This window comes from Scytonema sp. PCC 10023, from assembly GCF_963920835.1.
Lineage (GTDB): Bacteria > Cyanobacteriota > Cyanobacteriia > Cyanobacteriales > Nostocaceae > Kalymmatonema.
This window is the reverse complement of record NZ_CAWUDP010000035.1, coordinates 73,665-92,566: the sequence shown is the minus strand read 5'-3', so window position 1 is coordinate 92,566 and position 18,902 is coordinate 73,665. Positions and strand designations below refer to the sequence as shown.

Below are 18,902 nucleotides of genomic sequence, written 5' to 3'. Positions count from 1 at the left end.
AGAGCCTCAATATAATCATTGGGAGGCAGAGCCTCCTTTTAGGCATTCCTATGCAGAGCATAGGAACGAGAGGATGCACAGCAGAGGAACGAGAGGAACGAGAGAATGAGAGATTCCTGACAACTTTTCTCGTTCCTTGTCTCTGGCAAGGAATGCATAACTTGAGGCAGAGCCTCAATATAATCATTGGGAGGCAGAGCCTCCTTTTAGGCATTCCTATGCACAGCATAGGAACGAGAGGATGCAGAGCATAGGAACGAGAGGATGCACAGCATAGGAACGAGAGGAACGAGAGAATGAGAGATTCCTGACAACTTTGGCGAAGTCGGGAATCTAAGTAAAGGAAAGAGCATATTCCACCCATGAGTTTTAATCATAAATAAGAAAACACAAACCCAAAAGAAATGGTGAGAGTGTATGGTAAATCCTCGTCGAGTCATGATTCTTGCAGATGGCGATAACACCTTTATGGCAGCACAAAATTTTAATCGCAAAATAAATTGGCATAAAGTGCGGGACTATTTAGCAGATCCAAAAGAGGGGAGAGAACTGATAGATATGGTGATTTATCTTGGTTTACCCCCTGCTAAAGAAAGATTTGAGGAACAGCGAAAAAGCAAAGAAAAATTTATTTACTGGGCAAGAAGTAATGGTTTTTTAGTTGTGACTAAAGAAGGTAAAGCTAAGGGAGAAGAATACGAAAATAATGTTGATGTTGTGATGGCGATGGATGCGATTGAATTGGCTTTAGAAGTTAAGCCAGATATTGTTGTTTTGGTGACAGGAGATTCTGATTTTGCTTATTTAGCAGAAAAACTGAGAAGAAGGGGAATGCGGGTTGAGGTCGCTTCTGTTGAACAATCTCTAGGAAGTGAGTTAAAAAATGCGGCTAATAGTGTGGTGGATTTAACTGAGGTGTTTGATAAATTTGACCAGCATGATACTAGCCAAAATTATCACCGCATTGGTAGTTCTAATGTCTTTGATTGATGAATTGGCTAGGGTGTCGTACTCTCGCGCTCCATACCCTACAAACTTTAAAAGAAGGGAGTTATTCATGAAGACAGTGAATGGCAAGTTAATTAATCAAGAACGAAATCAGTTAGAGGAACTGACACAAAGGACTGAAAAAATAATTCTACGTTGCGATTCTTTAGAATCTCAGGTGACTGCTATTAGCAAGCAAGACTACACACAATATTTGCAAAAGGTATACCAGGAGGTAAATAGTGCAAAATCCTATTTGCAAAAGCTTGATAAAAGAATTGGCTTGTTGGAGGAGGTGGCATTAAAGCAAGCTAAACAGTTGTTGTTTCTTAAGATTAGCAGTGTTATAGGTTTGGTAGGCTTGTCGTTTATGTTTTACATGAATTATCAACCTGAATATGACAACAATCAACCTCAAAAACACGCGGAATCTATAGAATTCAGTAAAAGGGACTGGGGATTAGGGATCAGGGATTGGGGTAGTGGTATATTAAACGAAAAATTATGGAAGGGGTAATATAGCGATTCGCAGATTCGTAAGGTACAGGAAAAATAATTAACCGCAGCCTGTAGCTGATGGACGCAGATAAATTTGTACCTCAGCAGGCTGGGAAACCCTATGAAGCCCTCCCAAATTTTAGGGTATTTTCCCAGTCGCCAGTCCCCAATCCCCAAACAACAGCGCGGCATTCTTCCCTGACCAACGAGTACGTATGGTGGGGGACTCCGAAGCGCGACCTGTTGAACAGTAATCTAGAAATGAGTTAAGACTTACGCATATGTCACATATCAAAAATGGTGGGTGACGCTACAAGTTTTTAATCTGTGTACAAAGTTTTGTCGTAGCGTCACACACCCTACGGATTGAATGTGCTAGTTGCTTCTGTTTTGGGTTTCCTTCGGGTACAGAATCGCTAACGCGACGCGAACATGGTTAAGAATTAGAAGACAGTGAGGAAATGAAATGAGAGCAATTGTTAATGGCAAACTGGTAGATTTACCAGAAGGTACAACTGTTGAAGAATTAAGAAAAAAATTGCCGGAAATTGGTCAGGATGATGTGATGGAGGAGGGTTTTAGCGGTACTCGTCCTCTAAAAAATAATGAAGCGCTCAAAGAAGGTTCAAAGGTTTGGACTGTGCCCAAAATTGTGAAAGGGTAATGCAGTGAACAGTAAACAGTGAACAGTTATCAAAATAAGCAGCTTTCTTGAACTGATAAGTGATAACTGATAACTGTTGAATTGTAAAATATTTTGAGGTGAAGTATGGCAGTGACAATTAGCCAAGATAAATCCGGGTTGAAGCCGAGTACGAGAATTATAGAAGAACTCAAACTGTTAGAAAAAGTCGCTAAGAATGTCATTGTTGGTAGCAAGACAGTTGGCGATATAAAATATACGGCTATTCTTATCAAGGGAATGCCTTTGTCTTCCAAAAAATTCACGGTTTCTAACACAGATGTTTTGTTTTTGTTACCACCAGATTATCCGCGACTTCCTCCTATTGGTTGCTATCTAAATTACCCGTGGAATACGGTGGGAGAGGGAGACCATCACTTTACCAGGCAAAGTTATTATGGTGCGCCGTTCCTAAGTGAAGAAGGATGGTATTGGTATTGTGTGGGATTGGGGGGAGGATTTAATCATGATGTATGGTTGAATTCTTGGAGACCTAGTCATAATGCTGAGAAAGGTCATAATCTTGCGACTTTGTTTGTAACTGCACGTTACGCGATTAATAGTGAGGATTGACCCTCGCTACGGTTCAATTCCAAATTCAAAATTCAAAATTCAAAAACATGAAGAAATCTGCTGAAATTTCTCTGCATATACCACCAAAAATGTGGTCTGAGTTTCGGTATTCGATGCTCAAGTCTCGGATGTTTAATGAAGAAGTCATTGGTTTTTTATTTTGTCAGCGTCATCAAGTTTTAAAACACAAAATCCGGTATATTCCTAAAACTTGGGTTGTTCCTTCTTCTGACTGCTACGAACATCAATCTACAAGTGGATTGGTATTGAAACAGCATTTTCATTCATATCTACTGGAAAATCATCTTCTGGAAGGTTTAGATGTCGTTCACATTCATACTCATGCGGGTCGAAGTCTGCCTGATTTTTCCTATATTGATGACCGCTATGAGTCGGAATATGCGCGGTTTATCGCGTCTGGTTTTCCCAAAAAACCTCGCTTGATTTCGGGTGTCTTTGACGAGGATTTACAATCTTGTCAATTCCGGATGTGGGATAGAAAAGGACGGAATTTTGAAAATGTAAAATTCTGTCATTCATTGTTTGAAGTGTCGGAAAATAGAGATGTGATGAATCATATTGACTTGAACTATGATTTGATGTTTGCTCGGCAAAAAATCTTTGGGGAAGCGAATCAAAAGCAACTTAATAAGCTCAAAGTGGCATTAATTGGTTGTGGTGGTATTGGTTCAGTTGTTGCGGAATTATTGGGGCGTTTGGGTGTGAAGAATTGGGTATTAATCGACCATGATAAATTGGAAACAGTTAATCTCAACCGGATGCCTGGTGCTACACAAGAAATGGTAGAGCAACAATGGCATAAAGTGCATTATGTCAAGCATATTATCAAAAGAATTTACCGTGAAGGTTCTTGTGTGAAAGCCATACCAACCTCAATTGAAAGTGAATTAGCTAAACAAGAAATAGCAACTTGCGATTTAATTGTGGTGGCGACTGACAATCACCTTTCTCGAAAAGTTGCTCAAGAGTTAGCGTTGGAATATATGCGTCCTTTGGTGTGTCTGGGTACTCACATAGATGTGAAACCAGACAACACACCGCGAATGTATTGCAGAGTTACTGTTCCTCCTCTGGGGGGTGGTTGGTGTTTGATGTGCGGTAATATTATCAATCTGCAACGGGCGGCTTTAGAGTCTGCACCTTCTGATATTCATCAACTAGCTGCGGGTGCGGGTTATTTAGAAGGTGTGAATGATCCAGCGGTATTTTGGCTCAACAGTATCTGTGCGAGTACGGGTGTTGGTGTGATTCACGGGATGGTGAGCGGTTTTTTGAATGTAGATTCCGGTGTTGACTGGATTTATGAGTTTCCCGGTAGTGATTGGCGTAAGACGAATATTGAGTATTTGCGGAGTGATGGTTGTTATTTTTGTGCTTGAGTAGAAGGTTGTCTCAGATCTTGCACCTCATGAGTGAATGGAGGCGGAGCCTCTAGAATTGCATTCCCAGGCTGGAGCCTGGGAACGAGAGTGCCCGAACCTGGTATGACAACCAAACTGGAAAACGCCTTTTCCACTGCCATGCCATATTAAAGCTGTTGCTAGAGGAACACAGTCAATGCAGAATATGTATAGCTACCAGATGACGCTAGAAGGTGAGGTATTGCGAGTAGGGTTTAATCGAACTTTACCTGCACAGGGCGATCGCATTGCCAAAGATACCCTGGAATTATTAAACCAAATGATGGATTCTGGGGAAATTACTGGAGGTAAGCGTATTTTAATTGACGGGCCGCAATCTGTTGCTGTCAGTTATATTATTGCCCATAAGCTCGGTCATTTATACGAAGTCGTTGCTGTTCTCGACCCTAAATTGGGGAGTAAAATCAGTACGCCGACTGGCTCATTAAGATATAAAAACTACATAGTAACCGTTTCTCACGGTTCATCATACAAAGTGGGAGATGTGATTGAAACCGAAGAAAAGCAACAAGAGCGTAATATTATTAAAGTCGTCTTGTGTGGACCACCACAATCAGGCAAATCATGTTTGCGGGATGGTTTAAAAAGAGCGATTTTGCTTACTTTAGGCGCACCTTATCCTTATGTAATTACCGCTTGTCCTGATGGTGAAGGGTCTTGGCATCAACAAGCTTGTGAAAATAATCAGCCAGTAGCCAAAGACTGCAAGCGAAACAATAAAGCAGATGTTACCCCAGAATTTGCACAAGAAGCGGCTAAATGGGTCAAAAGTGCGAATCAATTAATTAACATTGTTGATGTTGGCGGTAAAACCTCTCCAGAGAATGAGACAATCATGCAGCCAGCATCTCACGCAGTTATCCTTGCAGGGGATACAAGCAAGTTTGCAGAGTGGGAAGGTTTTTGTCAAAAATTAAATCTCAAAATTGTTGCAAAGATTCACAGTCAGTTATATGCAACTCAAGACGAGGTTATTTTCGCTGACGAGTGGAAGGAGAACACCAACGAACTGCTAAAAATCGCACCATTACTCACGGGTAGCGTTCATCGCTTAGAACGGGGAGAGGATTTATCTACTCGTCCAATGATAAAAGCACTGGCTAAGGTGTTGATTCATTTGACGAAATGTTAAGGTTTTTATCGTTAAACCTGAAAGAATCCCTAAAGTGGCGTATTCGTATTTATGTAATAAAAATAACTAATTGTATGGTAGCATTTACTAGTATGCCATTTTACTTTTCGACCTGATGCTTGCTATGAAATGGTTTGAGATGGCAAGAAGATTTGCAGAATCTAGAAAGTCAGTATGACAAATTTTACTATGCTGACAGCGCTTTTCATTTCCACATACCACAAAGAGCGATGGTAAGGGCACGAAGCTTTGCTGTGCCCCTACAACCAACCTGTGTTCTACTCAATAGAAAACTGCTGTATAAAAAATCCAGTAACGAAAAGGGAGCTATTTTTGATTGAATACGACTAATAAAATTTACACAGTCATTACTTTTGCTCCTGTGCAGGGATTTATCGAGAAATCGCGGAAGTTGCGAGATTTGTATGGGAGTTCTTATCTACTGTCTTACTTATCTTGGGTAATTTGTAATGCGGCGGAAAAGCATGGTTGTAAAGTCGTTTCTCCAGCTTTACCAAATATGACTCAGGGAATGCCCAACCAGATTATTATTGATGGTGATTTCCCAGAAAAAGATGCAAAATCAGCCTTTGATACCGCTTGGAGATGCGTTACGGAAAGTTGTCGTGAGTGGGTTGAGGAGAATGTTAAAGGTGAATGGGAATATACATCTTGGAAAAGAAGTTGGGGTTTGTGGACAAAATATGCATGGGAATTTTTCTGGGTTCAAGGGGAAGCAAATCAGAGTATAAGTGATGTTAGGGAAAAGCTGAATGAGAAAAAACGCTGGCGTGATTGGACTGGGATAAATTGGCAAGGTGAGAGTTCTACTCTTTCTGGTGCGGATGCGATCGCCTACCCCGGACTTGGTAAAATTTCCGATCCTCGCAACTATAATTACCAGCAAGAAAAAAAAGAGGTCAGGGATTTCTACGAAGCACTCAGCAAGAAATTAGGGGAATCATTCATAAAGTCAGTTGGGTTAAAAGTTCCTGACGATAAAATGAGCGAACGTAGCAAAGAGTATGGGGAGTCTTTTATCGATCCAGATGAAGAATTAAGTATTCCGGAATTAATCAAGCGACTAATTACCCATAAAGCAATTGCTGACAGATTAACTGAACGACTGAAAAATTATTATGGAAATAATGGGGTAATTCTTAAAAACTTTGCCCAGCAAGTAAATAAGCTCTCAGAAGACCTAAAACCCACTAGCTTCACCGACTTAAGCCGACTTAATAAGAATAAGCGTACTGGTGAACAAATAAAACAAGAAAAATTCTGGAGTGGTTGGTTTCAGGGAGATGGTGATAAAGCTGGTGAATACCTGAAAAGTTTTGCAAATAAAGATGAAGAAGCTGAGGAAATTGAAAAGTTTAGTACCGAGATGAGGGAATGGGGTGATTACTTTAAAAAATTACCCGAAAGTAAAACAATTGCGAATTGGCGTGTTGTTTACGCAGGTGGCGATGATTTTTTAGGTGTGTTTTATAACAGAAAAGATGCCGTCGATTGTGTGAAATTTTTCTCTAAATTTAAAGCCGATACTTGGAACGAGGGCAAAGTCAAGCCAGAGGAAAAAAAGAAAATTACTGTCAGCGTTGGTTTTGTTTGGGCTTCACCCGATATTCCGCAACGCGATGTATTACAACATTGTCGCGAGGCTGAGAAATCAGCCAAAAGCAATGGAAGAGATAGGATTGCTTTCCGCATTTTATTTAATAACGGTAATCACTTAGAGTGGGTGTGTCCCTGGTGGCTTTTAGAAGCTGGTTTGCTGTCGAGTTATCGCGATCGCCCCTTGGGCGGCTCCCCTTGGGAGCATCGGGACAAAAACGAGAGTAAAGCAAAACAAAATTGGACGCATATATATAATGATGTCGCAGTTCTAGAATCGCGTCACGCCTTTGAGGATAACAGTATAAATATTGCTTTAGCTTTGTTCGAGATATATTTTCCAACGCAGATAGACAAACTGAAACCAAAGAATTGGTGGAATGAGTACGATGCTGATAAGCGACTCATCGAAACAGGAATTTTGGGCGATCGCCTTCCTTACACCACAGATCAAACTGAGATTGGTGAGTTGAATCAAACCAAAGTCAACAAAGCTATAAACGATTGGATTATTAACCTTGCGAAAGTGGGATTTCACCTATGTCAACAGCAGAAACAGTAGAAAAAGATTCTACATCATCAGACAATTCTTCTCGTCCTCCATTCCAATATTTGATAGTCATCGAACCTTTAGGTTTTCTTTACGGTAGCGCAGGTAAATTCCTCTCACCAAAAAATTTGGTCGGACGTTCGGGAAGTAGTTTTCCTCCAAGTGCTGCGGCAATATCCGGGTTATTTGCAGCATACTACAAAGGCGATATGAATTACCTAGAGAAATTACAACTTGCAGGTCCATTTTGGGCTTGGAGTGAAAACCCACAGAACTTTTATGTTCCCACGCCCTTCAATTGCTTGGTAAAAAATCTTGTCATTAAAGACTTGTTAACATGGTACAAAGATAGCAGAGAAACTGAAGGAAAGTGGCAACCATCTGTTGTTGATAAATTCGATAAGGGAACTTGGATTGCGATTCAGCAGTGGGAAAAGATTGCATTTAGACAACAAGAAGAATCTCAAAACATTCCACTAGCTACTCCTCCTTGGAAATATACTCCACACCTACACCCCCGATTTAAAGAAGATGAACGCAGAGTTGATGAAGATTTAGAGCGTGGTAGTTTATTTTTAGAAAATGCTGTGCAGTTAAATCCTGATGCTTGTTTAGTATATCTCTCTAATACCAAACTCAAAGATGCTTGGTATCGCTTTGGAGGAGAAGGACACATGGTCGATGTTAAGTGCATTGACTTGTCCCAGATTGTCCAAGATTTACTCAACCAACCTGTGGGACGCAGTTTTGCATTAATTACACCTGGGGTTTGGGGTTCCAATCGCTTATCTAAACGAGAACCTGTTTATTTGGAAAAAGGTAATAAGCAAAAATACGAACAAGAAAACCCAGAAAGCAACGAGAAAATAGTTTGGTCGCTAGAAGCTTTAATCACAGAACGTCCCATACCCTTTCGTTACCGCTTGGGAGATTCTCAACCGGTTTCTAATGAACGCGAACAACGTAAAAAACCGCCTAAATTATTGTCTCGCGGACGTTATGCGGTTCCTGCGGGTACTGTTTACGTATTGAAAGAACCAATAAATCAATCTTGGCAAAATTGGGATGATAAATGGTTTCCCCAAGAAGGTCCTTCTTTGAAGCGTTGGGGATGCGGACTAGCACTACCTTTACCCAGTGCAATTGACCCCTCTCCAAACCTCTCCCCGACACGGGGAGAGGCTTAACAACTTTATCGTACATTCAAGGGTTTAAGACCCCTACGTCTACACGTAGCATCAGTTTGAGTTAGGGTTTAAATCCCCAACTCAAACTGTCTTTAATTTTGAACTTTGAATTTTGAATTTTGAATTGTTAACTGGAGTTATATAAATGTACCAAAAAGCTTACGGCATTATTGAAACTTTAGCACCTCTGCACGTTGGAGCGAGTGCGGGGGAAGAAACAGGTAACTTAAACCTGATTTTCCGCGACCAGTTTACCCAGACGGGGATAATACCTGGGAGTTCGATTCGTGGTCGGTTTCGTGCAGATATGCGATCACACAATAAAGATTTAGCTAATGACTGTTACGGACACGAAGCAAAACCAAATAATCCCAACAGTACCACTGAAGCTTTAATCAAATTTGAATATGCATCTCTAGTTTGGCTTCCTGTATTTTGTCCCGGTCAGCCTGTTGTTTGGGTCACTTGTCCTCGCTTACTACGTCGCTACCAGAAAATTACTAAAACTTCATCTACCGATAACTTACCTAAACCTTATCAAGTCCAACTGCAAAACCGTCGTAATGTCCTATTTTTTAATTTAGGTTTTCTCGACAAGTTGCAACAAGTGGATAATTTATCACAGTGGATTCCAACCCCTCAAAGCTTACAAGATTTGCCGGTAAACTTAGTAGTCGTAGATGATAATGACATAGGAATCATTCACGAAATGGCACTCTATCACCAGAGTCGAGTCCGCTTAAAAGATGAAGAAAAAATTGCTGATGATAAAGGTTTTTTTAACGTCGAGGCTTTACCCGAAGGTAGTATTTTAGTTTTTCCTGTCGCCGTTAGAGAACAAGAAGATAATTCTGGTTATTGGCAATTGGGATTAGAAGAAACTAAATGGGAAGCATCAAAAAATACTTCTAAAGTATGGTCTAAAGAATTGTACTTTGGCGGATTAGAATCAATTGGATTTGGTCGATGTCAAGTAACTTTAACAGGCAAATACTTTACTGAGGATAATTGATTATGGCATGGCAGTCTTATGGCTTAGATGATATCGCAAGACAACTGATTAAAAAACAAACTCAAGAATCGATTAAAGAATCTCACAAAATGCGGACAGCAGTTGCTTATGGACTAGAAAGATTTTGGGGAGAAGGTTTACGTTTAGAAAAAGAACCAAAAAAAGCAGCTTTTTGGAAAGAAACTTGGGACAAACTAGTAGAAATTCTGGCATGTGCAGATATTTATATCCCCAAACATGACAGTATCGACCCAAAAAAAGAGGAGTTATGGAAGTTATCCCGTGAAGAACAACAAATAGCTTTAGCTGTTTTAACTCAACTTTGTGATTGCCTAGTTTGGTGGACACAACGCTATAAAAATATAGTTTAAATAGGAAGGAAATTTTATGGAAGTTCCAAGAATGTATCGCGCACAATGGGAAGAACGTTGTCAGTTACAATTCGTTCCTAAAACTGAAGACAGAGACCAGTGGTTAAAAGAATGGATAGATCCAGAAGGAAATGGAAATGTTTCTCAGCATTCACTTGGTTCTAAACCTGAAGGATATGATGGTTCAGTTTATCGAATAAGAATCAAATTTCCCTATCGAGTTTTTACGAATAGTGGACAAGATGATAATATACAACGTCCTCCCTTTGGGAAAAAAGGAATTCCTTTTATTCCCGGAAGTAGTATTAAAGGATTATTTCGTCGTGTTTGTAATCATGAAGACAAACTCTTCTACTGCGGAAGTACAGACAAACCAGGATGTTTACGATTTCATGGTGCTTACCCCATTGGTGACTGGACAGGAAAAGTACGGTTCCCTATTACACGAAATGGAGAGCAATTATCTGAAACTTGTTACACTATTTTAGATATTGCTCATCCTCAACAAGAAAAGCAAGTAGAAAGACAAGAAACTACCAACGCCAACACCTTTATTAGTTTATTGGAACCAACTTTAGTTTTTGAATTTAGTAACAACGATAAGAATAGTGATAGGAAGATTGATTGGCAAGAAGTTAAAAGTTTACTGGAAACAGCATTAAAGCAAGGACTTGGAGGAAAAACCAGCAATTGTTATGGTATTTCTGGTAAACCAGACTTTGTGACTTTTCCCGAAACTATTCATTTAAGCCTGAGTGGTTCTGGTGTCAGTTCGACATTACTTAAAGGAAAGGTTGATTTACGTAAAAACTGGTCTGGGAACGAACCCCAAGGACAAGGAAAACCAGAATTTAGACATAATATTTTTAAAGCCTCATTAAGAGGTCATGTTAGTCGTATCTTAGCAGGAGTATGTCATGATAAAGAACTGGTGAAAAAAAGAACAAATGAATTATTTGGTAGTTCTGATAAATTAGGTGGAGTAAAAATTTTTTGGGAGCAAACACGCAAACCTCAGCATAACTCAAAAGCAAAAAATCCAACCTACAGCGCACAAGGTATTTTACATATATATAGCCAGGAAAATCAAAGTTTAATTCAACAGGTGGTTCAATTCGCTTATGTTCTGGGTGGTTTTGGAAAAACTTGGCGTCGGGTATCTCATGAACATTTTTTCCCTAGTTATCACCAAAATAATTTTGCTATTGGTTGTCACTGGGTTGGCACATGTACAGGTTTTGAACCTATAAATAATAGACAAGATTTAGCTGGTTTTCTTAATCGACTTTATCATAACTGCCAGCAATATCTTTCTATAGATTCTCCTACATCTATCAGAGAATGGCGAGAAGCATGGCATCCTGCAAGAGTGGCTGTTTACAGTGAAATCTTTAGTGAGTCAGAAATCTCCAAAAAGTCACAAGCTATAGAATTATTTCATCAAGAGCCTTTTAAACATACTCCAGCTATTGGAGGTAGAAATCCCAGTAGAGACGAAAACAAAAAAAGTAAGCTGGAATTTGTCAGTTCTGTCTGGCATCGAATGCTACCAATCTACGACGGTAAGCAATACTTAGAAATTGTCACAGTGTTTCATGGCGATCGCACTCCTTGGCGAGACCAGCTCAGACCCTTTATTAATAGTCTAAAACACAAAGGGCTACAGTTATCTTGGGGACAAGAACCCAGATAGCCATTTGGAAATCTCTATTTCCACGGTAGTCCGTTTTAGTGGTGGGTACTTCACACCGTTGACTTATATTTCAATACGGTTCGGTTAGCTTGTTTATCGCGCGAAGATCCCCCCAACCCCCGCCACTTGCGGGACTGTCGGCAGAGCCGCCCAACGCAGTGGCTCCCCTTAAAAAAGGGGGGCTATTTTCCTTCTTTGGTTTCAGCGATTTCGCGAGATGCGTCGATTAGCGAATCGAATCATAAAATTTGGGCACTCGGCGGAGTGTCAATTTGCGACTTCCACCATCTGAATAACAGCGCCTAACCCAGCGCCCATTTCTTCCGGTGTAATTTTGCCGTCTTTGTTGACATCTAGCGCATCAAACACGGCGTCGGTTCCCATCCATTCTTCGCGGGTGATGAAGCCATCGCCATCCAAATCGTAGATATGAAAAATATCCTGAGTGGCATGGCTGAGGGTAGCCTCTCCCTCCAAACGGGCAAGTCGTTCTGCCAGTAATGTTTCTAAAGTTTCCAGTGCCTTGGTAAAACCTTTGATACCTTCTTCTAATTTTTCGGATGCCATCCGGTCAGCAGCGTGCATCTTGTCAAAAGTCGCTTTGTCCATCGGTATCTTTTCGATGTCTGTGGCTGCTGCTTTGGCGGGGTCAAGTTTACGAGGTAGTTCCCCAGTTGTTGCGTTCAACTCAGCCAACAGTGCTGGAGAAATGGTCAGCAAGTCACAGCCAGCCAGTTCTGTAATTTCACCAACGTTGCGGAAACTCGCTCCCATGACTTGGGTTTGATAGCCAAATTTCTTATAGTAATTGTAAATTTTAGTCACAGAAACCACTCCTGGGTCTTCCGCAGGCGAGTAACTATCGCGTCCGGTTTCTTTTTTGTACCAGTCGAGAATGCGCCCAACAAAAGGGGAAATCAGAGTTACGCCAGCTTCCGCACAGGCGATCGCCTGGTGAATCCCAAACAACAGAGTCAAGTTGCAATGAATACCTTCTTTCTCCAAGATTTCTGCAGCCTTAATCCCTTCCCAGGTAGAGGCGATTTTGATGAGAACGCGATCGCGCGAAACACCAGCCGCTTCATACTGAGCAATCAAATCGTGTGCTTTAGCAACAGTACCTTCCGTATCATAGGAAAGGCGTGCATCGACTTCCGTAGACACCCGACCAGGAATAATTTGCAAAATCTTCAACCCAAACGACACTGCCAAACGGTCAAACGCCAGAGTTGCCACTTCCTTTTGGCTTGCTTGCGAACCTGCATCTTTCTTTGCTTGGAGTAAAGTCTGGTTCACAATTTCCCGATAGTTTGGCATCTGTGCCGCAGCAGTAATCAGAGAGGGGTTGGTAGTCGCATCTTGCGGCTTAAACTTTTCTATCGCTTGGATATCCCCCGTATCTGCAACCACAACAGTTATTTCCCGTAATTGTTCAAGTAAATTTTTAGACATACTAACTCCTTAAATCAAAGATTTAGATCAGCAACAGACTACTGGCAAATGTTAGCTTTTTGGGAAAATTAAAAATTATACATTTACAATTATTTTCTCACGGATGAATCAGCACTACACTTCTTACAGAAGTCATTTTTGGAAAATCAAACCACAGATAAACAACAGATGCACACAGATAAATTATCTGCGTATATCTGCGTGCATCTGCGGTTCCAAATATCCCATTACCGGATTGCTGCTACAAATGTAGTTAACAGTTGTTAGTGTTAACTGATCACTGGTAACTGATAACTGGTAACTGATAACTGGTAACTGTTAACTGATAACTGTTAAGCTACAGTCGCCGCTATGCGTTCCAACAGACCTTCCTTCTGTGCCATAGACAACATGAGGTCAATCACGCGATTCGAGTAACCCCACTCGTTGTCGTACCAGGCAACAACCTTAAAGAAGTTAGAATTCAGTTCAATACCAGCACCCGCATCAAAGATGCTGGAACGGATATCTCCCTGAAAATCTGTAGAAACAACTTCGTCTTCCGTGTAGCCCAAGATACCTTGTAGCTCGCCTTCGGAAGCCTCCTTCATCGCAGCGCAAATTTCTTTGTAGCTCGTGGCTTTGGCAGTTTTAAAAGTCAAATCAACGACTGAAACATCGGGCGTCGGAACCCGGAATGCCATACCAGTCAACTTGCCCTTCAACTCCGGCAAAACAAGTGCTACGGCTTTTGCTGCGCCTGTAGAAGAGGGAATAATGTTCTGCGCCGCACTGCGACCTCCTCGCCAGTCCTTTTTGCTGGGACCGTCTACAGTTGGTTGAGTGGCGGTCATGGCGTGTACTGTAGTCATCAGCCCTTCAGTTAATCCAAAGTTGTCGTTGATGACCTTAGCGACAGGAGCCAAACAGTTTGTGGTACAGCTAGCATTAGAGACGATGGTATCTTTTTCTGGGTCAAACAGGTGATGATTGACACCCACCAGCAGAGTAGGAACCCTGTCTGGATCTTTCGTGGGAGCGGAAATGATCACCCGCTTTGCTCCTGCTTTGAGGTGATTTGCTGCTCCTTCATGATTGGTGAAAAGCCCTGTAGATTCTACTACATAATCTGCCCCGGATTTACCCCAAGGCAATTCTGCTGGATTCCTAATTGACACACAAGGAATGAAATGTCCGTTGACAACAATGCCATCTTCCTTGGCTTCAACTTTGCCCTTAAAGGTTCCGTGGGTTGAGTCGTACCTGAGTAGGTAAGCGAGGTTATCTGGTGGTACTAGGTCGTTAATGCCGACAAACTCGATGTTGGGGTTGTTGATGCCAGCGCGAAACACAAGTCGCCCAATCCGACCAAATCCATTAATACCAACTTTCAGCTTAGTCAATTTGAAAACTCCTGTTGTTGAAAATCACAACACTAGGGATTTCTGGGGGTTTTGACCCCAAAAGAGAGTCGGGGAGAGTAGGAGGAGCAAATTCTTCCTCATTTCCCTCATCTTCCCCAGGCTCTTCAATATCTTCTTGACCCAATCCTGACAGTATATGCAACAGAAAGCGGATTTAATTGGCATCTTTTAAGGTTTGTTAAGGTTTGAGGACTTAGCTAGCTCCGGCAGAAGCCCCACATCCTACCGTCAGGAGGTGTGGGATGAATGCCGGGGTGCTCATTGTACGTAAAGCGACCAATATCAACTGTCGGTTGATTCGGGAGTGGGGACAGTGCAATGAGCGCCAATCTCCGTGTTGGGCAACCTATCAACAAGCGTCTTCGACAATTTGAGTGATTGTCTTATCTTTGCTTGCTGCATATGACCGCAACTTGTTTAACCTGCTTTGTTGATATCCTCAAGTTTAACCTTTGATTCTTTCATAAGTGGGTAGGCAGTATCTACCCAATCTGCTAACATAGAGAGGTGTTGACGCATACTAAAAAGCTGGTCAACTATCCGTACCTAGACAACTAAAGATAAGGGGTTGCATCGGGAAGTGCGGTCTTAAATTGCTATTAATAGCCGACTACTGCCTCCGGTGCGTAAAATCTTTAAGGAACGTAGGTCAATGGTTTTGAAATCATTCAAGTCGGGCAGGACACGAACCTGACTATAAACTGCGGTAATGGGAAACAGTTGGAGTACCACGAACGAAGCTCTGGAAAGATAAAATCTGCCAGAAGCCTACACCGACCGCTTGCGGCGGTGTAGGAGTGTCACGAATTCACCCAGTCCCCAATCACTAGTCCCTTTAGTGGGGCCACTTCCAGTTCTGGATTTCTGGCATATCCTCGCCGTACTTGTTAATGTAGTGCTTGTGTTCGATCAGCTTGTCTTGCAGCATCTGCTTGACATAAGCCGCTTTGTACCCTAAATGTGGTACGCGATTAATCACGTCTATCGCTAGGTGGAAGCGATCTAAATCGTTAACTACGGTCATATCAAAGGGCGTGGTGGTCGTTCCCTCCTCCTTGTAACCCCGCACATGAAGATTTGCATGATTTGTCCGGCGATATGCTAGACGGTGAATCAGCCAAGGATAACCGTGGAAGGCAAAGATAATCGGCTTGTCGGTGGTAAAAATACTGTCGAAGTCTTTGTCGTTGAGTCCGTGCGGGTGTTCGCTTTCAGGCTGAAGTTTCATTAAGTCCACCACGTTCACTACCCGCACCTTGAGATCAGGGAAGTTCTGCCGCAAGATGTCCACCGCCGCCAAACTTTCCATAGTGGGAATGTCTCCTGCAGATGCCATCACCACATCTGGTTCACCACCTTTGTCATTGCTTGCCCATTCCCAAATACCGAGACCTTTAGTGCAGTGTTTGATTGCTGCATCCATGTCCAGGTATTGTAGAGCGGGTTGTTTCCCAGCAACGATGACGTTGACATAGTCACGGCTACGCAAACAGTGGTCAGTTACCGATAGCAAACAATTGGCATCGGGGGGCAAATACACCCGAACCACTTTTGCTTTCTTGTTGACTACAACGTCGATAAAACCGGGGTCTTGGTGAGAAAAGCCGTTGTGGTCTTGCCGCCAAACATGGGAGGTGAGGAGGTAGTTGAGGGAAGCAATGGGTCTGCGCCAGGGAATGTCCTGGCTCGTGTCAAGCCACTTGGCATGCTGATTGAACTGAGAGTCTACAATGTGGATGAAGGCCTCGTAGCAGGAGAAGAAGCCGTGGCGACCTGTAAGGAGGTATCCTTCTAACCACCCCTGACAGGCATTTTCGCTAAGAATTTCCATCACCCGACCTTCGGGAGACAAGTTTGCGTCTTCAGGAAGTCTCTCGGCTGCCCAAGTGCGGTCTGTTGTCTCAAACACAGCATCTAAGCGGTTTGATTTGGTTTCGTCTGGACCGAAGATGCGGAAGTTGCGGCTTTCGGTGTTGAGTTTCATCACATCCCGCAGGAATTTTGCCGTCACCTTAGTAGCTTCGCCAACATCCCTGCCTCGTTCGGTAACTTTGAGGGCATAATTCTCAAAGTCAGGTATTCTCAAGTCGCGCAGCAGAAGACCGCCATTAGCATGGGGGTTATCACCCATGCGCAGCTGTCCCTTGGGAGCCAATTCGGCGAGTTCTGGAATGAACTTGCCGTTCTCATCGAAAAGTTCTTCTGGTTTGTAACTCCTCAACCACTCTTCTAGGAGTTTGAGGTGTTCTGGCTTGCTTGCCAACTCCCCAAAAGGAACTTGGTGCGATCGCCAATAATTCTCCGTTTTCTCGCCATCGACTTCCTTGGGTCCTGTCCAACCTTTGGGGCTTCTCAGGATAATCATGGGCCATTGTGGACGTTCACGAAAGCCATTGTTCCGCGCGTCTTCCTGAATTTCTTTGATTTCGTTCATGGCAGTTTCCAGAGTTGCTGCCATCAACTGGTGCATAGTTTCCGGGTCGGAACCTTCCACAAAGTAAGGCTTGTAACCGTAGCCTATAAATAAGCTTTCCAACTCCTTATGGCTGATCCGTGACAGCACCGTCGGGTTGGCTATCTTGTAGCCGTTGAGGTGGAGGATCGGCAGAACAGCCCCATCATACACAGGGTTGAGGAACTTGTTCGAGTGCCAGCTTGTGGCTAGAGGTCCGGTTTCCGCTTCGCCATCACCAACAACGCAAGCAACGATCAGGTCAGGGTTGTCGAAGGCAGCACCGTAGGCGTGGAAGAGGGAATATCCGAGTTCACCACCTTCGTGGATAGAACCAGGAAGTTCTGGGGTGCAATGGCTACCAACACCACCAGGGAAAGAAAACTGTACGAAGAGTTTCTTTATACCCTCAGCATCTTGGGAGATGTTGGGATAATACTCGCTGTAAGTGCCTTCTAAGTAAACGTTTGCAACGACTCCGGGACCACCGTGACCAGGACCAGCAATGTAGATCATGTTCTGGTCATACTTTTTGATGATCCGGTTGAGGTGAACGTAAAGGAAGTTAAGACCAGGAGTTGTTCCCCAGTGACCCAAAAGTCTGGGTTTAATGTGTTCTATCTTCAGCGGTTCTTTCAGCAGTGCATTGTCGAGTAAATATATTTGTCCAACTGAAAGATAATTCGCTGCACGCCAATAGGCGTTCATATTCCGCAATTCTTCATCTGTTAAAGGCTTTGTCTGTGGAGGACTGGCTAAAGTCATGTCAAAACTCCATTACAAAAGGATGTAGACGAAATCACCTGGAAGTTTAGTTGTCTTCGGCATGATGATCATCTTACTCATGACCAATCTTTCCAGTAGTCAACTGGAAAATGTCGAAGTAGTAGCTATTTTGTCGTATCTAAAAAAACCTGAACAAATCCGGTTAAAAACCTCTATAAAACGCTAGCAACCCAGGTGTTACCTCGGCTTTTATTTAAGAATCATTTAATCTAAGTCTAGAAATTGAGATAACTTTTTTACCTGTAAAGCTTGATAAAAATTAAACTCTATCTTTAGGTAGAGGAACATTTTCTTATTGGCAAGTAATCTAATTCCCCATTCTCTAATCGTTTATTTCCAATAAGCCATCTGGTGGCGTAATTTCAATGCGCCTTGCTGCTATATCTACGACTGGTGCAATGGCTTTCACAAATGGAATCAAAACAGTCTTCTGTTTTTTGTCTTTTGTCGTTTGACTTTGTTGCTGCTGCAACTGCACTTCCAACAAATCATGACCAGCCGGGATAATATCTACCACTATGCCAACAAGTTCGCCAGATTCTTGCATGAAAACTTGCAAGCCAATTAAATCTACGACATGATATTCATCTTCTCCCAATTGAGGGCGATCGCTCTCTGGAACCATCAACTTACAACCGCGCAACTCCTCTACTTGATCGCGATTTTCCACTCCACCAAGTGTGACGATGCATAAATTTTTCCCTTCAACATAACGTCCTGACAGCAATTCTACAGGTTGCGGTTCCGCCTCGCCCGGACGCAACAACCACCGTTTTCCAGGTACCTCAAAGCGTTCGGGGAAATCCGTGTTAGGGTAAACCCGCATTTCCCCACGCAACCCTTGAGGTGCAACAATCGTACCAATTTCCAGCCAACCTTCTGGTATTGGAGTGGGGAGTCGGGAGAATGAGGGGGATGAGGGGGATGAGGGGGATGAGGAGGATGAGGGGGATGAGGAGGATGAGGGGGATGAGGAGGATGAGGGGGATGAGGAAGATGTTGCTTTCCTATCTCCCTTATCTCCCTTATCTTTCTTATCTCCCCTTGTCCCCTTATTCCTCATCT

General features: G+C 42.6%; 17 protein-coding genes. 12 read left to right on the top strand and 5 right to left on the bottom strand.

Translation table 11 applies throughout. The features are described from left to right. Nucleotides 1-438 precede the first annotated feature (438 nt). The 11 genes from ACM0OZ_RS21605 to ACM0OZ_RS21555 all read left to right on the top strand — a co-directional run bounded on the left by ACM0OZ_RS21605 (nucleotide 439) and on the right by ACM0OZ_RS21555 (nucleotide 11,744). On the top strand, nucleotides 439-990 hold the full coding sequence (locus tag ACM0OZ_RS21605; RefSeq protein ID WP_414584872.1) for an NYN domain-containing protein: 552 nt from the start codon (nucleotides 439-441) through the stop codon (nucleotides 988-990). A gap of 67 nt (nucleotides 991-1,057) precedes the next feature. Then, entirely contained in the window at nucleotides 1,058-1,504 is a 447-nt protein-coding gene (locus ACM0OZ_RS21600; RefSeq protein WP_414584871.1) for a hypothetical protein, read from the top strand. Nucleotides 1,505-1,951: 447 nt separating this feature from the next. After that, on the top strand, nucleotides 1,952-2,149 hold the full coding sequence (locus ACM0OZ_RS21595) for a hypothetical protein (protein WP_414584870.1): 198 nt from the start codon (nucleotides 1,952-1,954) through the stop codon (nucleotides 2,147-2,149). A gap of 105 nt (nucleotides 2,150-2,254) precedes the next feature. Beyond that, on the top strand, nucleotides 2,255-2,740 hold the full coding sequence (locus ACM0OZ_RS21590; protein ID WP_414584869.1) for a hypothetical protein: 486 nt from the start codon (nucleotides 2,255-2,257) through the stop codon (nucleotides 2,738-2,740). Nucleotides 2,741-2,787: 47 nt separating this feature from the next. Beyond that, entirely contained in the window at nucleotides 2,788-4,140 is a 1,353-nt protein-coding gene (locus ACM0OZ_RS21585; RefSeq protein WP_414584868.1) for a HesA/MoeB/ThiF family protein, read from the top strand. A gap of 178 nt (nucleotides 4,141-4,318) precedes the next feature. Then, nucleotides 4,319-5,314 carry a CRISPR-associated protein Csx3 gene (locus tag ACM0OZ_RS21580; RefSeq protein ID WP_414584867.1) on the top strand — a complete coding sequence of 332 codons (996 nt, stop codon included), beginning with the start codon at nucleotides 4,319-4,321 and terminating at the stop codon, nucleotides 5,312-5,314. Nucleotides 5,315-5,651: 337 nt separating this feature from the next. Then, the gene (locus ACM0OZ_RS21575; protein WP_414584866.1) at nucleotides 5,652-7,493 is read left to right on the top strand and encodes a Cas10/Cmr2 second palm domain-containing protein; all 1,842 of its coding nucleotides are present in this window, start codon (nucleotides 5,652-5,654) and stop codon (nucleotides 7,491-7,493) included. Then, a complete protein-coding gene (locus tag ACM0OZ_RS21570; RefSeq protein WP_414584865.1) occupies nucleotides 7,472-8,668 on the top strand; it encodes a type III-B CRISPR module-associated Cmr3 family protein in 1,197 nt (398 codons plus the stop codon). The genes ACM0OZ_RS21575 and ACM0OZ_RS21570 overlap by 22 nt, the downstream gene beginning before the upstream one ends. Before the next feature lie 145 nt (nucleotides 8,669-8,813). Further along, nucleotides 8,814-9,680 (top strand): type III-B CRISPR module RAMP protein Cmr4, encoded by an 867-nt coding sequence (gene cmr4, locus ACM0OZ_RS21565; RefSeq protein WP_414584864.1) that lies wholly within the window; start codon nucleotides 8,814-8,816, stop codon nucleotides 9,678-9,680. Nucleotides 9,681-9,682: 2 nt separating this feature from the next. Further along, the gene (locus ACM0OZ_RS21560) at nucleotides 9,683-10,051 is read left to right on the top strand and encodes a hypothetical protein (protein ID WP_414584863.1); all 369 of its coding nucleotides are present in this window, start codon (nucleotides 9,683-9,685) and stop codon (nucleotides 10,049-10,051) included. A gap of 16 nt (nucleotides 10,052-10,067) precedes the next feature. Further along, nucleotides 10,068-11,744 (top strand): RAMP superfamily CRISPR-associated protein, encoded by a 1,677-nt coding sequence (locus ACM0OZ_RS21555; RefSeq protein ID WP_414584862.1) that lies wholly within the window; start codon nucleotides 10,068-10,070, stop codon nucleotides 11,742-11,744. Between the two features lie 267 nt (nucleotides 11,745-12,011). On the opposite strand, the gene ACM0OZ_RS21550 is transcribed toward ACM0OZ_RS21555, so the two are convergent. The 3 genes from ACM0OZ_RS21550 to ACM0OZ_RS21540 form a co-directional block, all read right to left on the bottom strand. Beyond that, nucleotides 12,012-13,196: a transaldolase gene (locus ACM0OZ_RS21550; protein ID WP_414584861.1), complete on the bottom strand. Its 1,185-nt coding sequence runs from the start codon at nucleotides 13,194-13,196 to the stop codon at nucleotides 12,012-12,014. Between the two features lie 332 nt (nucleotides 13,197-13,528). Beyond that, the gene (gap, locus tag ACM0OZ_RS21545) at nucleotides 13,529-14,578 is read right to left on the bottom strand and encodes a type I glyceraldehyde-3-phosphate dehydrogenase (RefSeq protein ID WP_414584860.1); all 1,050 of its coding nucleotides are present in this window, start codon (nucleotides 14,576-14,578) and stop codon (nucleotides 13,529-13,531) included. Next, nucleotides 14,571-14,741 carry a hypothetical protein gene (locus ACM0OZ_RS21540; protein ID WP_414584859.1) on the bottom strand — a complete coding sequence of 57 codons (171 nt, stop codon included), beginning with the start codon at nucleotides 14,739-14,741 and terminating at the stop codon, nucleotides 14,571-14,573. Before ACM0OZ_RS21540 ends, gap begins: the two co-directional genes overlap by 8 nt. Nucleotides 14,742-14,841: 100 nt before the next feature. Between ACM0OZ_RS21540 and ACM0OZ_RS21535 the strand changes: the two genes are divergently transcribed. Then, a complete protein-coding gene (locus tag ACM0OZ_RS21535) occupies nucleotides 14,842-14,973 on the top strand; it encodes a hypothetical protein (protein WP_332987535.1) in 132 nt (43 codons plus the stop codon). Nucleotides 14,974-15,434: 461 nt separating this feature from the next. Here the strand turns inward: ACM0OZ_RS21535 and ACM0OZ_RS21530 are convergent, their stop codons facing one another. Continuing rightward, nucleotides 15,435-17,816 carry a phosphoketolase gene (locus ACM0OZ_RS21530; RefSeq protein ID WP_414584858.1) on the bottom strand — a complete coding sequence of 794 codons (2,382 nt, stop codon included), beginning with the start codon at nucleotides 17,814-17,816 and terminating at the stop codon, nucleotides 15,435-15,437. Nucleotides 17,817-18,159: 343 nt separating this feature from the next. Continuing rightward, nucleotides 18,160-18,900, bottom strand: coding sequence for a ribosome maturation factor RimM (gene rimM, locus ACM0OZ_RS21525; RefSeq protein WP_414584857.1), 741 nt, complete (start codon nucleotides 18,898-18,900; stop codon nucleotides 18,160-18,162). Nucleotides 18,901-18,902 lie beyond the last annotated feature (2 nt).

Coding starts and splice junctions, on each gene's coding strand:
- ACM0OZ_RS21560 (WP_414584863.1), top strand. CDS start 9,683: ATGGCATGGCAGTCTTATGGCTTAGATGATATCGCAAGACAACTGATT.
- ACM0OZ_RS21570 (WP_414584865.1), top strand. CDS start 7,472: ATGTCAACAGCAGAAACAGTAGAAAAAGATTCTACATCATCAGACAAT.
- rimM (WP_414584857.1), bottom strand. CDS start 18,900: ATGAGGAATAAGGGGACAAGGGGAGATAAGAAAGATAAGGGAGATAAG.
- ACM0OZ_RS21580 (WP_414584867.1), top strand. CDS start 4,319: ATGCAGAATATGTATAGCTACCAGATGACGCTAGAAGGTGAGGTATTG.
- ACM0OZ_RS21600 (WP_414584871.1), top strand. CDS start 1,058: ATGAAGACAGTGAATGGCAAGTTAATTAATCAAGAACGAAATCAGTTA.
- ACM0OZ_RS21605 (WP_414584872.1), top strand. CDS start 439: ATGATTCTTGCAGATGGCGATAACACCTTTATGGCAGCACAAAATTTT.
- ACM0OZ_RS21585 (WP_414584868.1), top strand. CDS start 2,788: ATGAAGAAATCTGCTGAAATTTCTCTGCATATACCACCAAAAATGTGG.
- ACM0OZ_RS21530 (WP_414584858.1), bottom strand. CDS start 17,816: ATGACTTTAGCCAGTCCTCCACAGACAAAGCCTTTAACAGATGAAGAA.
- ACM0OZ_RS21550 (WP_414584861.1), bottom strand. CDS start 13,196: ATGTCTAAAAATTTACTTGAACAATTACGGGAAATAACTGTTGTGGTT.
- ACM0OZ_RS21590 (WP_414584869.1), top strand. CDS start 2,255: ATGGCAGTGACAATTAGCCAAGATAAATCCGGGTTGAAGCCGAGTACG.
- ACM0OZ_RS21555 (WP_414584862.1), top strand. CDS start 10,068: ATGGAAGTTCCAAGAATGTATCGCGCACAATGGGAAGAACGTTGTCAG.
- ACM0OZ_RS21595 (WP_414584870.1), top strand. CDS start 1,952: ATGAGAGCAATTGTTAATGGCAAACTGGTAGATTTACCAGAAGGTACA.
- cmr4 (WP_414584864.1), top strand. CDS start 8,814: ATGTACCAAAAAGCTTACGGCATTATTGAAACTTTAGCACCTCTGCAC.
- ACM0OZ_RS21535 (WP_332987535.1), top strand. CDS start 14,842: ATGAATGCCGGGGTGCTCATTGTACGTAAAGCGACCAATATCAACTGT.